Annotated in this window: 14 protein-coding genes; 8 read left to right on the top strand and 6 right to left on the bottom strand. The window is 69.6% G+C overall.

The annotated features are described in order from the left end of the window. The first annotated feature begins 12 nt into the window (after positions 1–12). Positions 13–2565: an ATP-dependent chaperone ClpB gene (gene clpB / locus RM1_RS15645; RefSeq protein WP_072752574.1), complete on the top strand. Its 2553-nt coding sequence runs from the start codon at positions 13–15 to the stop codon at positions 2563–2565. Positions 2566–2757: 192 nt separating this feature from the next. Here the strand turns inward: clpB and RM1_RS15640 are convergent, their stop codons facing one another. Next, positions 2758–3432 (bottom strand): MspA family porin, encoded by a 675-nt coding sequence (locus RM1_RS15640; protein ID WP_037176737.1) that lies wholly within the window; start codon positions 3430–3432, stop codon positions 2758–2760. Between the two features lie 63 nt (positions 3433–3495). Continuing rightward, positions 3496–4167 (bottom strand): MspA family porin, encoded by a 672-nt coding sequence (locus tag RM1_RS15635; protein ID WP_072752572.1) that lies wholly within the window; start codon positions 4165–4167, stop codon positions 3496–3498. A gap of 305 nt (positions 4168–4472) precedes the next feature. On the opposite strand from RM1_RS15635, the gene RM1_RS15630 reads away from it, so the two are divergent. The 5 genes from RM1_RS15630 to pyrE all read left to right on the top strand — a co-directional run bounded on the left by RM1_RS15630 (position 4473) and on the right by pyrE (position 8544). Continuing rightward, positions 4473–5210 carry a FadR/GntR family transcriptional regulator gene (locus RM1_RS15630; protein WP_072752570.1) on the top strand — a complete coding sequence of 246 codons (738 nt, stop codon included), beginning with the start codon at positions 4473–4475 and terminating at the stop codon, positions 5208–5210. 111 nt (positions 5211–5321) lie between these two features. Continuing rightward, positions 5322–6332: a DUF5666 domain-containing protein gene (locus RM1_RS15625; protein WP_072752568.1), complete on the top strand. Its 1011-nt coding sequence runs from the start codon at positions 5322–5324 to the stop codon at positions 6330–6332. A gap of 82 nt (positions 6333–6414) precedes the next feature. Continuing rightward, positions 6415–7221 carry a TtfA family protein gene (locus RM1_RS15620; protein ID WP_245816371.1) on the top strand — a complete coding sequence of 269 codons (807 nt, stop codon included), beginning with the start codon at positions 6415–6417 and terminating at the stop codon, positions 7219–7221. A 148-nt stretch (positions 7222–7369) separates the two neighbouring features. Then, complete coding sequence (locus RM1_RS15615) at positions 7370–7966, top strand: LemA family protein (protein WP_169922329.1); 597 nt, start codon at positions 7370–7372, stop codon at positions 7964–7966. 47 nt (positions 7967–8013) lie between these two features. Further along, positions 8014–8544, top strand: coding sequence for an orotate phosphoribosyltransferase (gene pyrE / locus RM1_RS15610; protein WP_072752564.1), 531 nt, complete (start codon positions 8014–8016; stop codon positions 8542–8544). 9 nt (positions 8545–8553) lie between these two features. Here the strand turns inward: pyrE and RM1_RS15605 are convergent, their stop codons facing one another. The 3 genes from RM1_RS15605 to RM1_RS15595 form a co-directional block, all read right to left on the bottom strand. Next, positions 8554–9375 carry a DUF5602 domain-containing protein gene (locus RM1_RS15605; protein ID WP_072752562.1) on the bottom strand — a complete coding sequence of 274 codons (822 nt, stop codon included), beginning with the start codon at positions 9373–9375 and terminating at the stop codon, positions 8554–8556. Between the two features lie 85 nt (positions 9376–9460). After that, the gene (locus tag RM1_RS15600) at positions 9461–10705 is read right to left on the bottom strand and encodes an MFS transporter (RefSeq protein ID WP_425528700.1); all 1245 of its coding nucleotides are present in this window, start codon (positions 10703–10705) and stop codon (positions 9461–9463) included. A 38-nt stretch (positions 10706–10743) separates the two neighbouring features. Beyond that, entirely contained in the window at positions 10744–11196 is a 453-nt protein-coding gene (locus RM1_RS15595) for a MarR family winged helix-turn-helix transcriptional regulator (protein WP_072752560.1), read from the bottom strand. Positions 11197–11318: 122 nt separating this feature from the next. On the opposite strand from RM1_RS15595, the gene galT reads away from it, so the two are divergent. Together galT and galK are read left to right on the top strand one after the other, a co-directional pair. Continuing rightward, a complete protein-coding gene (gene galT / locus RM1_RS15590) occupies positions 11319–12437 on the top strand; it encodes a galactose-1-phosphate uridylyltransferase (protein WP_083576747.1) in 1119 nt (372 codons plus the stop codon). Beyond that, complete coding sequence (gene galK / locus RM1_RS15585) at positions 12434–13618, top strand: galactokinase (RefSeq protein WP_083576746.1); 1185 nt, start codon at positions 12434–12436, stop codon at positions 13616–13618. Before galT ends, galK begins: the two co-directional genes overlap by 4 nt. Before the next feature lie 79 nt (positions 13619–13697). Here galK and RM1_RS15580 read toward each other — a convergent pair whose 3' ends face one another. Beyond that, entirely contained in the window at positions 13698–14210 is a 513-nt protein-coding gene (locus RM1_RS15580; RefSeq protein ID WP_072752559.1) for a hypothetical protein, read from the bottom strand. Positions 14211–14326: the final 116 nt, after the last annotated feature.

Here is a 14326-nt window from a genome sequence, read left to right as displayed (position 1 = left end):
AAGGGGTGACCAGTGGACTCGTTCTCTCCGACCACCAAGACTCAGGCGGCACTGACCGCCGCCTTGCAGTCTGCTTCCGCCGCGGGCAACCCGGACATCCGTCCGGCGCACCTGCTCGCCGCGCTGCTAGACCAGACCGACGGCATCGCCGCCCCGCTGCTCAAGGCGGTTGGCGTCGACCCGACCGCCGTGCACCGCGAGGCCCAGGCGATCGTGGACCGGCTGCCGCAGACCACCGGGGCCACCACCACGCCTCAGCTCGGCCGCGAGGCGCTTGCCGCGCTCACCGCCGCCCAGCACCTGGCCACCGAGCTCGACGACGAGTACGTCTCCACCGAGCACGTTCTTGTCGGGTTGGCCTCCGGGGACTCCGACGTCGCGAAACTCCTTGTCGGCCACGGGGCAACCCCGCAGGCGCTGCGTGAGGCCTTCACCGCCGTGCGCGGCAGCGCGCGCGTGACCAGCCCCGACCCCGAGGGCACCTATCAGGCACTGGAGAAGTACAGCACCGATCTCACCGAGGCCGCCAGGGCGGGCAAGCTCGACCCCGTCATCGGCCGCGACACCGAGATCCGGCGGGTCGTGCAGGTGCTCAGCCGCCGCACCAAGAACAACCCGGTGCTCATCGGTGAGCCCGGCGTCGGCAAGACCGCCATCGTGGAGGGTCTCGCCCAGCGCATCGTGGCGGGCGACGTCCCGGAATCGTTGCGCGGCAAGACCGTCGTCTCCCTCGACCTCGGTTCGATGGTCGCGGGCGCCAAGTTCCGCGGCGAGTTCGAGGAGCGGCTCAAGGCCGTCCTGGAAGACATCAAGAACTCGGCCGGCCAGGTGATCACCTTCATCGACGAGCTGCACACGATCGTCGGTGCCGGCGCGACCGGCGAGTCGGCGATGGACGCGGGCAACATGATCAAGCCGATGCTCGCCCGCGGTGAGCTGCGGATGGTCGGCGCCACCACCCTCGAGGAGTACCGCAAGTACATCGAGAAGGACGCCGCCCTTGAGCGCCGCTTCCAGCAGGTGCTGGTCGGGGAGCCGTCGGTGGAGGACACCGTCGGCATCCTGCGCGGCCTGAAGGAGCGCTACGAGGTGCACCACGGCGTGCGCATCACCGACTCGGCTCTCGTTGCGGCCGCGACACTCTCGGACCGCTACATCACCTCCCGGTTCCTGCCGGACAAGGCGATCGACCTGGTCGACGAGGCGGCGTCGCGGCTGCGCATGGAGATCGACTCCCGGCCCGTCGAGATCGACGAGGTCGAGCGCACGGTGCGGCGGCTCGAGATCGAGGAGATGGCGCTCGAGAAGGAGACCGACGAGGCGTCCAAGGCCCGGCTGGTCAAGCTGCGCCAGGAACTCGCCGACGACCGCGAGAAGCTGGGTCAGCTGAGCACCAGGTGGCAGAACGAGAAGCAGGCCATCGATTCCGTCCGCGAGATCAAGGAACAGCTGGAAGCGCTTCGCGGCGAGTCGGATCGGGCCGAGCGGGACGGCGACCTGGGCAAGGCGGCCGAGCTGCGGTACGGCCGGATCCCCGAGCTGGAGCGCAAGCTCGACGCCGCGGTCGAGGCGTCCGGCGGCGCCAGCGACGGTGACGTGATGCTCAAGGAGGAGGTCGGGCCCGACGACGTCGCCGATGTCGTGTCGGCGTGGACCGGCATCCCCGCGGGCCGGATGATGGAGGGCGAGACCGCCAAGCTGCTCCGGATGGAATCGGAGCTGGGCAAGCGGGTCGTCGGCCAGGACGAAGCGGTGATCGCGGTGTCCGATGCGGTCCGTCGTGCGCGGGCAGGGGTCGCCGACCCGAACCGGCCGACCGGATCATTCCTGTTCCTCGGCCCGACGGGTGTCGGCAAGACCGAGCTGGCGAAGGCGTTGGCGGACTTCCTGTTCGACGACGAGCGGGCGATGGTCCGGATCGACATGAGCGAGTACAGCGAGAAGCACTCCGTGGCCCGGCTGGTCGGTGCTCCTCCGGGATACGTCGGCTACGACCAGGGCGGTCAGCTCACCGAGGCGGTCCGCAGGCGGCCGTACACGGTGGTGCTGTTCGACGAGGTCGAGAAGGCGCACCCGGACGTCTTCGACATCCTGCTGGCGGTGCTCGACGAGGGGCGCCTGACGGACGGTCAGGGCCGAACGGTCGACTTCCGCAACACCATCCTGATCCTCACCTCGAACCTGGGCGCCGGTGGCACCCGGGAGCAGGTGATGGACGCGGTGCGGCACGCGTTCAAGCCGGAGTTCATCAACCGGCTCGACGACGTGGTGATTTTCGATCCGCTCTCGGAGCAGCAGCTGGAGTCGATCGTCGACATCCAGCTCGGGCAGCTGGCGAAGCGGCTCGCGGCCCGCAGGTTGAGCCTGGAGGTGTCGGGGCCGGCGAAGGAGTGGCTGGCGCACCGCGGGTACGACCCGCTGTACGGCGCCCGACCGCTGCGCCGACTGATCCAGCAGGCGATCGGCGACCAGCTCGCGAAGCTGTTGCTGGCCGGGGAGATTCACGACGGCGACACGGTGCCGGTGAACGTCTCGGTCGACGGTGATTCGCTGGTGCTCGGGTAGCGGTGTGAGACACGACTGTGCGCGAGGTTCGTGGAGAACCTCGCGCACAGTCGCGTTGTGGCCGGGTCGTGGTGCCGCGATTCATGGGCCGGGGGGCAGACCAGGAGCCGCGGCGCCGACGAGCGCGGCGCCCACCCGGGTTCGGTCGCGTGAGGGGCGCGGCCGAGGGGACCGGGTGCGTTGGGGGTGGCGTCAGCCGATGCTGAAGGGCTGGCCCCAGAGGGTGACGTTGCCGGTGACGTTGGCGGTGTTGACGGTGACCTTCACGTAGGAGCGGGCCTGGGCGTAGCCGGCGCAGCCGCTGACCCCGAGGGTGGAGTCGGCCCAGGTGACGCTGCCCTTGCCCTTGTAGGGGTTGGCGGCGCGGTGCTGCTCGGCGCCGAAGGGGTCGGCGAGTTCGAGGTCGAGGATCTTGTAGTCCACGGCCTGGCCGGGTCCGATGGACAGGTTGCCCGCGGTCTTGGCGGTCTGCTTGGCGGCGCCGTCGGGGTCGGCCCAGGTGGTGGACATGCCGCCGTCGGTGCCGGACTTGCCGCCGAGGGTGAGCTGGCAGGCGACGATGTAGCCGGGCTGGATGGTGCCGCTGCCGCCGTTGGAGACCTCGACCTTGGTCGAGCCGGAGACCCAGACGTTGCGGTGCAGCGGGGTCGAGCCCATCGACGGGGAGATGTTGGCGGTCTCGCCGGTGCGGGTGATGGTGACGACGGTGCCGTCGACGAGGGTCTCGGTGATCGAGCCGTCGGGCAGCGGGACGAGGGTGTCGGCGTTCGCCGCGCCTGCGGAGAAGAAGCCGAGGGCGATGGCGGCGGCGCTGCCGACGGCGGCGGTCTGCAGCCCGCGGCGCAGGCCGGTGGTGCTGGCGTTCATGAATTCACCTTTGAGGGTTCGGGTTTCAAGAAAGTCTGGTGGACTGTGCGGCGCAGCCGCCCTTTAGCCGATGCTGAAGGGCTGGCCGTACAGGGTGGTCTTGGAGTAGTCGTTGCCGACGATCTCGACCACGGTGTAGGAGCGGGCCTGGGCGAAGCCGCCGCAGTTCTGGATCTCGAGCTGGGTGTCCTGGTACTGGACGGAGTACTTGCCGTTCTTCTTGATGTCCTTGCCCGCGACGTTCACGAACTTGACCTGGCCCGCGGAGACCGGGACGGTCAGCGAACCGGAGATCGAGGGGCCGGAGAGGTCGATGCCGGCGCCGATGGATCCGCCGAGGCCGGTGATGTCGACCTGGCAGCCGACGATGTAGCCGGTGCTGATCCGGGAGATCCCGTGCGTGGAGGAGTTGTTGGTGCCGGAGGTGTTGGCGGCGCCGTTGAACGGTCCGGCCTCGCCTTCCTTGGTGATGCCGGTGACGTCGGCGGTGACGGTGCCCGAGACCCAGGCGGTGCGGCCGGCGCCGTTGGCGGCCAGCGACGGGGAGATCAGGGCGCTCTCGCCGGTGCGGGAGACGACCGCTCCCGGTCCGGCCTTCTGCCCGTCGGGCAGCGGCACGAAGGTGTCGGCGTGGGCCGCACCGGTGGACATCAGGCCGATCGCCATCGCGGCGGCGGCGCCTACGCCTGCGATGCGGGCGCCACGGCGTAGGCCTGACTTGCTGATCTCGCTCATTCGTTCCCCTCTAGAGGTGGTCAGTGGTGGTCGGAAGCGGTGCATCGGACCGGAGGGCTGGTCAGATCGTGAGCCATGCTTCCGAACGCTGCGCCAAGAAACTATCCGCATCATTCGATTGAATGCAATGGACCACACCCTGACAGAAATGAGACTCATCTCACACAACGCCGTCCCGCTCGGCGGGACTCGTACAGTGCAGGTCGACTGTCCAGATTGCCCCCCAACCCTGCGAATCATCTGTAGGATTCGGCCCCTGGGGGGTCGTACGAATGTGTCGTCATGCAGGGGGCGGAGCGAAGGTGATGGACAGGGCGGATCGTCCGCAGAAGACGGCGATGATCATCGCCAGGCGGATCATTTCGGACATCGAACGCGAGGGCTTGCGGCCCGGTGACCGGTTGCCGCCGGAGCGGGTGATGCTCGAGCAGTATCAGGTCGGCAGGGGCACGCTCCGCGAATCGCTCCGGTATCTCGAGCTGTCCGGTGCGCTCTCGATCAAGCCGGGGCCGGGCGGGGGTCCGACCGTGCAGAAGCCGGACGGCTCCCACCTGATGACCGGCCTCGGCCTGTTGCTGCAGTTCGAGGAGTCGCCGTTCGGCACGATCGTCGAGGCGCGGGTCGGCCTCGAGCCGTTGATGGCCCGGATGGCCGCCGAGCATCGAACCGAGGAACACCGCCGGGTCCTCGCCGAGTCGGTACAGCAGATGGAGAAGCACCTCGACGATCTCGAGGCGTTCCTCGCGGCGAACCGCCGATTCCACAACACCATCGCCTGGGCGTCGGGCAACGCGCTGTTCGGTTATCTCGTCGACGCCATGGACGGAGTCTTCGTCGGGGCGGGGGTCGGCGTCGCCTATTCGGAGCGGCTGAGGTCAAGGGTGCTCGCGGACGACGTCGCGATTCTCACGGCGATCGCGGACGGCGATCCCGCCGCCGCCGAGGGGGCGATGCGCGCGCACGTCGCGCAGTGGACGGCCTACCTGCGGGAGAACTTTCCCGGTGAGCTGTCCCGGCCGATCGCGTGGAACGTGATGCGGTAGCCACCGGCGTCTTCAGCGCGGTCTCAGGTTCCGCCTCTATTCTGGCGGGTCGGACTGAATTGACCAGCGGCGGGACCACACGATCACCCGCGCAGAGAGCAGGCCCGAGACATGAACAACACGGACGATCCGCGCACACCGCAGGAGCGCAGCGCCGACGGCACCGAGCCGTTCGACGCAGGCTCCGACCCCACCGCGGAGTGGGCTCCTGCGGCCGAGGACGCTGCGACGGACCAGGCGACCGAGGTCTGGGCCCGCGGCGCCGATCAGCCGACGCAGCAGTTCGACCGGCCGGCCGAACCGGCGACCGTGCAATACACCTCGGACCCGAACCGGGCCTACGGTCAGGTTCCGCCGAACGCGACGCAGGCGTACCCGACGTACCAGGGGTACGACCCGAATCAGCCGCCGAACGCGACGCAGGCGTATCCGACGTACCAGGGGTACGACCCGAATCAGCTGCCGAACGCGACGCAGGCGTATCCGACGTACCAGGGGTACGACCCGAATCAGCTGCCGAACGCGACGCAGGCGTACCCGACTTACCAGGGATACGACCCGAATCAGCCGCCGACACCACCGCCAACCGGTGCGTCGCCCTACCTCGACGGCGACCAGAAGAAGGGGCCAGGCAAGGGCGTGCTGGCGGTCGCCCTTGTCGTGGCGGGGCTGCTCCTCGCGGCGGTCGTCGGTCTCGGCGTCATGCTGATCAGCGGCGGCGGCGCCGACTCCCCGAGCAGCGCCTCGGGGCCGGTGACGAGCACCCTGCCCCGGGCCAGCACCCCGCCGCCCCGTACCTCCGAACCGCCCGCCACCAGCGCCCCTGACCTCTCGCAGATCCCGGGCGGTGTGGGTGAGGCGATCGGCGCGGCCGGTGCGGCCGTCGGGACGATCACGTCCAACGACGGATCCACGCTGATCCTCGACGGGATCGGCGGCTCCGCGGTCACGGTCGTCACCAACGGGTCCACCAAGGTCATCTCGCTCAGCGGCGCGAAGGTCGGCGACCTCAAACCCGGTGACACCGTCGTGGTCCAGGGCGACAAGGGCGATGACGGGTCCGTCGTCGCCAAGGTGATCGTGAACACCACGCTCCCGGATCTCGGGAACTTCGGGAACTGACGGCGGATAGATGTAGATGATTTCGGTCCCCGTGCGAGCCGAGTGCCGCGCGGGGACCGTTCAGTCGATATTGTGACTGGCGATGACGCTTATCTGGTTCGGACTCTCAGCGATCGCGCTCGTGGGCGCGATCGTGCTCCTGTCCATCGATCGCAGCAGGCGTGACCAGTTCGGTCGCGTCCGGCAGATCTGGGCGAAGGCGCAGGGCTACACCTACAACGAGTCGGATGAGCACCTGCCGTCGCGTTGGCACCGGGCCGCGCTGGCCAAGCAGGAATATCTCGGGGCCGTCGACGTGGTGCACGGCATCCGCCGCGGCGAGAACTTCGTGCTGTTCGACCTCGAGGAGACGACGACGATCGTCGCGGTCCAGCGTACGGTCGGCTCCGATGTCGACATCGATCTCCGGCTCCGGTCGACGCCGCCGCCGAAGGATGCGGACATGAACCTGCTCGGCTCGATCGGGCCGCGCGTGGTGTTCGCCACCGACCTGGAGATCGCCCGGCGGGTCTGCGATCAGCGCATGGTGCATTTCACGGAGTCGGTTCCCCCGCATGTTCAGATGCTGTGGAGTGAGGGGGAGTGGACGCTCGGTTCGCTGCCGGTCACCAGCAACGGCCGTGAGTGGGACGCCGCGATCGATGCGGTGGCCCGGCTCTCCGGCATCCTGCACGTGCTGCCCCCCGTTCTCGACGCGGCACAGGAGGCGCCGCCGAGCGCCGCCCCCGCCCCCCGCGAGATGCCGGACTGGGAGCGCTCGCCGTACCCGGCGCCGGGCGCGGACCAATCCGCGCCGCCGAACGTTGTTCCGCTGGCGCGCACCGTAAATCACGATCCGGGACGCCCGTACCCGCACGAGGGTGACCTCGACCAGGACCCGCGCGGCTGAATCAGGCCCGGCGTACGGCCAGTGGGCGGACCCGGTGTGCGAGCGCCCCGGGGTGTGAGTAGATTGCACGCCTGTGACTCTTGTGACGGTTGTGGCGGTCGTTGCTGTTGTTCTTCTTGTGACGTGGGCGGTGTCCGTGGTTCGACGCTTGCGTCGATTCGAGGGAAACCTCACCGCGAGCCGGGCCCTGCTCGATGTGGAACTCGAACGACGGTGCGATCAGGCACCTGAGCTGATCGCCGCCGCCCGGGCCGCGGCGATGCCGTCCGAGATCCTGGCCCCGTTGGTCGGCGCTCGATCGCTGGCCGTCGCTCTGCGCCAGCAGGGCATGAGCCTCGGCGAGCAGGCCGGCTCCGAGAACGCGCTGTCGGTCGCGCTGCACCGCCTGATGTTCGAGGTGGAGTGCAACCCGAATGTCAAGCACGACTGGGCGATTCAGCGTCCCGCGCTCGAGCTCAAGGTGACCGAGCAGCGGATCATCGGAGCGGCACGGGTGTACAACGACAGTGCAACCGCGGTGAACCGGCTGGTGCGCTCGGTTCCCGCCGGGGTCGTCGCGCGGCTGGCGGGCGGGCACCAGGTGCCGCTGTTCGAGGCGACTGTCGTCGAGTTGCCGATCGGTGCAGACGAGGCCGAGAGGGCCGAGTCGCCCGCCCTGGCCGAGGTCGCTCCGCAGGCCCCACTCCATGACGACACGGTCGTCCCGGCGGACCGGGACGCGGGCGTTCCCGGGGCCCTCCTCTAGACGACTACGCTGGGGCGTCGAAACTGGACGCGAAGAGGAGCGGTCGAATGACGGAGAAGGCGGAGCTCGCAGGGCTCGTACGCGAGCTGGCTGTGGTGCACGGGAAGGTGACCCTGTCCTCGGGCAAGGAAGCCGACTACTACGTCGACCTGCGTCGCGCGACGCTGCACCACCGTGCCGCACCGCTGATCGGGAAGCTGCTGCGCGAGCTCGTCGCGGACTGGGACTTCGATTCCGTCGGCGGCCTGACCATGGGCGCGGACCCGGTGGCCATGGCCGTCATGCACGCCGAGGGCCGGCCGATCGACGCCTTCGTGGTGCGCAAGGCGGCCAAGGCGCACGGCATGCAGCGCCAGATCGAGGGCCCCGATGTGGTGGGGAAGCGCGTGTTGGTCGTCGAGGACACCACCACGACCGGTAACTCGCCGCTCACCGCCGTGCGCGCGCTGCGCGAGGCAGGCGCGATCGTCGTCGGCGTGGCGACCGTGGTGGACCGCGCGACCGGAGCCGACGCCGTCATCGCCGCGGAGGGCGTGGAGTACCGATCGCTGCTCGGCCTCGAGGACCTCGGCCTGTAGGCGTTCGCCTCACGACGCCTGGCGCAGCACCATCCCGCCCATCGTGATGACGTACTCGTCCGCGTCGTCGTCGAAGGTGACGGCGACGGTGGTGGGGTAGTAGCCGCTGCGCTGATAGGCCTGCGGCTGCTTGATGGTCCGCACGGTGTTCGGCTTGGTCAGCAGCCACTCGCGGGTCACCATCGGTTCCATGAAGGTGTAGTCGCCGTCCCAGGTCCCGTTGAGGAATGCCTGCGTGAACTGGTAGGGGCCCGGGATCACCCCGTCGGTGACATCGAACCAATGCACCCCCATGGCTGGGGACGCCTGCGGGACCAGCTTCGGCCCCAGCATCGGGATGTAGTCGGGCGGGAGGTATCGCAGTTCCGGAAGCCGCGTGCCCTTGGCCTCGAAATCCGGACTCGCCGGGTCGATCTCGGCCACCGCGGCCTCGTCGACCATGTAGAAGTGCGTGTCGAAATGCGGCTTGTCGAACATGCCGCTCGGTCCGTGACCGTGGTCGTTCCAGTCGAGAGTGGTGTGGTCGAAGATCGTCGCCGCGGCCTCCTCGGGCAGGTCGAGCTCGTAGGTCGCCGCGACATCGTGGGTCGCGGGCAGGCCGTACATCGCACCCTCGGACAGCCGCATGCCCACCTCGGTGGGATTGCCCGCGGCGTCGAGGGTGACGAAGCTGTGGGCGGTCCCCTCGCCGACCTCGACAGTCGGACCGTCGAACACCGTCTGGCCGCCGGCGGGGGGCTGGTCGATCGGTGCGTGGGTACCCCCAGCCATGGTCAGCGTCGCACACACGACGATCAGTCCGGCGGACAGGAACTGGCGGCGTGGACGCATCGTGCACCTCGGCTTCCGTGGTGATTCGCGTACCCGTCGATGCTAGTGCCGATGCCCCCTGCGTGATGGCCCTTTCCGGTGCCGCCTAGTCGGAGCCGGCGGTGATGGCCGCGGCCTCGTCGACGCTGTGCGGGGCCGGGTCGTGGTCGTCGACGTGCGCGAGCACCCTGCGTCCGGTGGAGAGCACCACGATGGCGGCGGCCGTGCAGAGCGCACCGACCCAGAACGGCAGGTGGACGTTGCTCTCGCCTAGCTTGCCCGCCACCCACGGCGCGGCGGCGCCGCCGACGAACCGGACGAAGCTGTACGCGGCGGACGCGGTGGAGCGCTCGACCGGCGCGGAGATCATCACGGTCTCGGTGATCAGGGTGTTGTTCACGCCGAGGAACAGGCCGGCCAGGACGACGCACACGATCAGGACCGACTTGTTCTCGGTGAACAGCGCCATCACCGCGAGGTCGATCGCGAACAGGGCCAGCGCGAGCATCATCATCGGCAGCGTGCCGAACGCCCGCTGCAGCCGCGGTGCCAGGAACACCGACGAGACCGCGAGCATCAGGCCCCAGCCGAAGAAGATGAAACCGATTGCGTAGGTACCCATGTCGAGCGGGAACGGGGTGTACGCGAGCAGGGTGAAGAAGCCGTAGTTGTACAGCAGCGAGGTGATCGCGACGGTGAGCAGGCCGCGGTGCCGCAGCGCGAGGAACGGGGCGGACAGTGACGTCCGGCCCGACTTCGGGGCGGGCGTGGCGGGCAGCATCACCACGATCAGGATGAAGGCGACCGCCATCAGCGCGGCGACGCCGAAGAAGGGGGCGCGCCAGCTGACGCTGCCGAGGACGCCGCCGACCAACGGTCCCACCGCGATACCGATGCCGAGCGCGGCCTCGTACAGGATGATCGCCTTCGCGACGCCGCCGCTGGCGGCGCCGACGATGGTCGCCAGCGCGGTCGCGATGAACAACGCGTTGCCCAGGCCCCAGCCGGCGCGGAATCCGACGATCTGTCCGACCGAGCCCGACATCCCGGCCAGTGCGGCGAACACCACGATGATCGTCAGGCCAAGGAGCAACGTCTTCTTCGGGCCGATCCGGCTCGACACCGCACCGGTGATCAGCATGGCGACACCGGTCACGAGCATGTACGAGGTGAACAGCAGTGACACCTGCGAGGGGGTCGCGTCGAGTTGCTCGCCGATCGGCTTCAGGATCGGGTCGACAAGTCCGATGCCCATGAAGGCGATGACACTCGCGAACGCGACCGCCCAGACCGCCTTCGGTTGGTGCAGGATGCCCTTGTTCTCGGTGCCGGCGCTGGTGGCCGTGTCGATGACTGTCACGGACTCCTCCTCGGTGTCGCTGGGTCTTCTCATCGCTGTGTTGACGCCTTGATGGCCGCCCGAAGGTCGGCCAGGCTCTGCGAAAGTCGTTCGATCTGTTCGGGTTCGAGGTCGCCGAGGTGGGCGGCGAGCGCGGTGCCGATCTCGGCGCGGGCCTCGCCGAGCCAGTGGCGTCCGGCCTCCGTCATCTCGACCACCACCGCGCGCGAGTCCGCGGGGTCGCGGTGCCTGCCGGCCAGGCCGGCATCGGTGATCTGCTTGAGCAGGGCGGTGGCCGTCGGCTGCGAGCATCGATCGATCCGGGCGAACTCGCTGATGCGGAGCGCGCCGTACTCGTCGAGGTGCGACAGCGCCCGCATCCAGGCGCGTGGCCGGTCGTCGGTCGCGATCGATGAGGCGAGTCGGGTGAATCGGGAGGTGTTGGTCACCAGCTCCGCGAGAACCTCGCGCAGGTGGCGCTCCGTCAGGTGTTCGGATGCCATGGGTTCATATTATTGCATAGGCAAACTATGTAATTGAACCCTGTGGTCGGGCTGGCCGGTGCGGCGCGTGGGGCACAATCTCTTCGGCGACGAACACTGCTGAAGGGCGGGAACGAGATCCGATGACGATCCGGAGGACGGCGACGGCGCTCGCCGACGGCCGAGAGCTGATCTACTTCGACGACTCCGAGCCGTACGTGAGCGGGGCGGCGACCCGGCAGCTGCAGGACACCAGGGACCTGTCGCCGATTCGGGTGGAGTCCACGATGCGCTACGACGTGCTCTCCGGGGAGTGGGTGACGATGGCCGCGCATCGGATGGATCGGACCTTCCTGCCCGCGGCCGATGCGTGTCCGCTGTGCCCGAGCGGCCCCGGCCGCGCGCCGACGGAGATCCCCGCCGACGACTACGACGTCGCCGTCTTCGAGAACAGATTCCCGTCGCTGGCGACCGGCGCGGTGGCCCCGCCGACCGACAACGTCGACGGCGAGCTCCTGTGGCCGCAGCGGGCCGCAGCCGGCCGTTGCGAGGTCGTGTGCTTCACCAGCGACCACGGTCGCAGCTTCGCGGAGCTGCCGGTGGGCCGGGTGCGCACGGTGCTCGGCGCGCTGGCCGACCGGACCAGGGAGCTGTCGGCGTTGCCCGGCATCGAGCAGGTCTACTGCTTCGAGAACCGGGGCGAGGAGATCGGCGTGACGTTGGCGCACCCGCACGGCCAGATCTACGCGTACCCGATGCTGCCTGCGCACACCGGCGCGCTGCTGCGACAGTCCGAGCGGCACCTGGCGCGGACGGGGCGATCGCTGCTGCGTGACGTGCTGGACGCCGAGCGGCGCGCGGGCAGCCGGGTCGTGCTCGAGGGCGAGCACTGGACGGCCTACGTGCCCGCCGCCGCGAGGTGGCCGGTGGAGCTGCACCTGGCGCCGCACCGGGACGTCCCCGATCTGGCCGCATTGGATGCCGCCGAGCTGGACGAGCTGGCGCGCGTCTATCTCGACATCCTGGGCCGCCTGGACCGGTTCTTCGAAGGGGTGGAACGGCTTCCGTACATCGCGGGGTGGCATCAGGCGCCGGTCGGGGAGCAGCGCCCGCTGGGCAGGCTGCACCTGCAGCTGTTCTCGCTGATGCGGTCCCCGCATCGGATGAAGTTCCTCGCGGGTTCCGAGTCCGGGATGGGCGCCTGGGTCAGCGACACCACGCCGGAGCGGATCGCGGCCCGTTTCCGGGAGATCGCGCCGTGAGCGAATGGGTGGAGTCCCTGTCGGATTCGGCCTTGGCCGCCGCAGTCGTCGACCGGTTCCTTGGCCAGTTCGGCACGGACCCGGAGGGCGTGTGGGCCGCGCCGGGGCGGGTCAACCTCATCGGCGAGCACGTCGACTATGCGCAGGGCCTGTCGCTGCCGATCGCGCTGCCGCACAGCACCGTCGTCGCGGTCGGGCGTCGGCGCGACGGGATGCTGCGGTGCCGGTCCGGCCTGGGTTCCTGGACCGGCCGGGTCGACGAGATCGCACCGGGTAACCCGCCGGACTGGGCGGCGTACCTCGCGGGTGTGGTGTGGGCGATGCGGCGAGACGGACTGCTGGACAGTGATTTCGGCGGTGTTGACGTGGCGGTCGAGTCCTCGGTGCCGATCGGCGCCGGCCTCTCCAGTTCGGCCGCACTCGAATGCGCGCTGGCGCTCGCGCTGGCGGACCTGTCCGGGGCGCCGACCGACGACGCAGGCCGCGCCGCGCTGGCAGGCTGCTGCGTGCGTGCGGAGAACGACATCGCGCTCGCCCCCACCGGCGGCATGGACCAGGCGATCTCGCTGCGCGCCGAGGTCGGTCATGCGCTGCTCGTCGATTCGCGGGACGGCGGCGTCGCCCCGGTGCCGTTCGACCTGGCAGGGGAGGGGCTGGCGCTGCTGGTGATCGACACCCGCGCCCCGCACCGGTTGGTCGACGGCCAGTACGCGCAGCGCCGGGCATCGGTGGAGGCGGCGGCCGCCACACTGGGTGCGTCGCTGCGTGAGGTGACCGACGTGTCCGCGCTGACCGACCCGGTGTTGCGGAGCCGCGCCCGGCACGTCGTCTCGGAGATCGGCCGGGTGCGGGAGGTGTTGTCCCTCATGGAATCCGGTCGCCACCGCGAGCTCGGCCCACTGCTGACGGCGTCGCACGTCTCGTTGCGCGACGACTACGAGGTGTCGTGCCCGGAGCTGGACTGCGCGGTGGACTCGGCGCTCGCGGCGGGCGCGCACGGGGCCCGGATGACCGGTGGTGGCTTCGGCGGATCGGCCATCGCACTTATCGATGCCGGTGCCGCGGAGCGGGTGGCGGCCGAGGTGCTGGCTGCCGCGCGGTCCCGCGGGCTCACCGACCCGCGTTTCCTGCGGCTGACGGCCTGCTCCGGTCCGGCCCGTCGGGTGCCCCTCACGTGCTGAACGGGGGTTCGGCGGCCGGTTTCGCGTGAAACCGGCCGCCCGAACCCCCGCTCAGCGGGTGTTCAGTGGGTGCCGCGGATCAGGGGATGATCGCGTAGCCCATGACTCCCATCGACACCTGCGGCCGGAGCTCGTTGTAGTAGGGGTTCACGTAGAGTGCCTGGATGCTGATCGCGGCGACGCCGGGTCCCGGGTTGATCTCCGCCCGGACCGACTCGCCGGGGCGTTCGCCGAAGTTGAGCTCGACGGTTTTGACCTGGTTCGCCAGCACGCCGAGGTTCCACACGATATCGGCCTTGATGCGGCAGACCGGATTGGTGGCCCACTCCGGGCCGACCCCGTGCATGCCGCGCGAGGTGAACACCACGGTGGCGAGCCCAGATCGGGCCGGATCGGTCTCGACGAAGGTGTCGACGACCCCGTTGCAGAAGGCATTCTGCCCGAGGACCGGCATGGCCGGTCCGTTGAAGCCCAGGTGCACGATGGGCGCCGGTGCCGGCGCGGCGGCGGCCGGACCGGCCAGGCTGATCAGGGCGGCCGCGGCGACGGTGCCCGCACCGATCGCGCGCACGGCAAAGCTACGAATACTCATGTGAATCCCCCGTTGTGTGATGTGACTTTCCCCCGGCCGTGTCCCTGCCGTCGAAGCGCCAGGGGTCGGCCGAGGCCATGCTCTCACAGTCCGTGGCCCCGAAACCAACCGCACAG

It is taken from the genome of Rhodococcus maanshanensis NBRC 100610 (assembly GCF_001894865.1).
Lineage (GTDB): Bacteria > Actinomycetota > Actinomycetes > Mycobacteriales > Mycobacteriaceae > Rhodococcus_G > Rhodococcus_G maanshanensis.
This window is presented reverse-complemented; position numbering and strand designations above follow the sequence as displayed.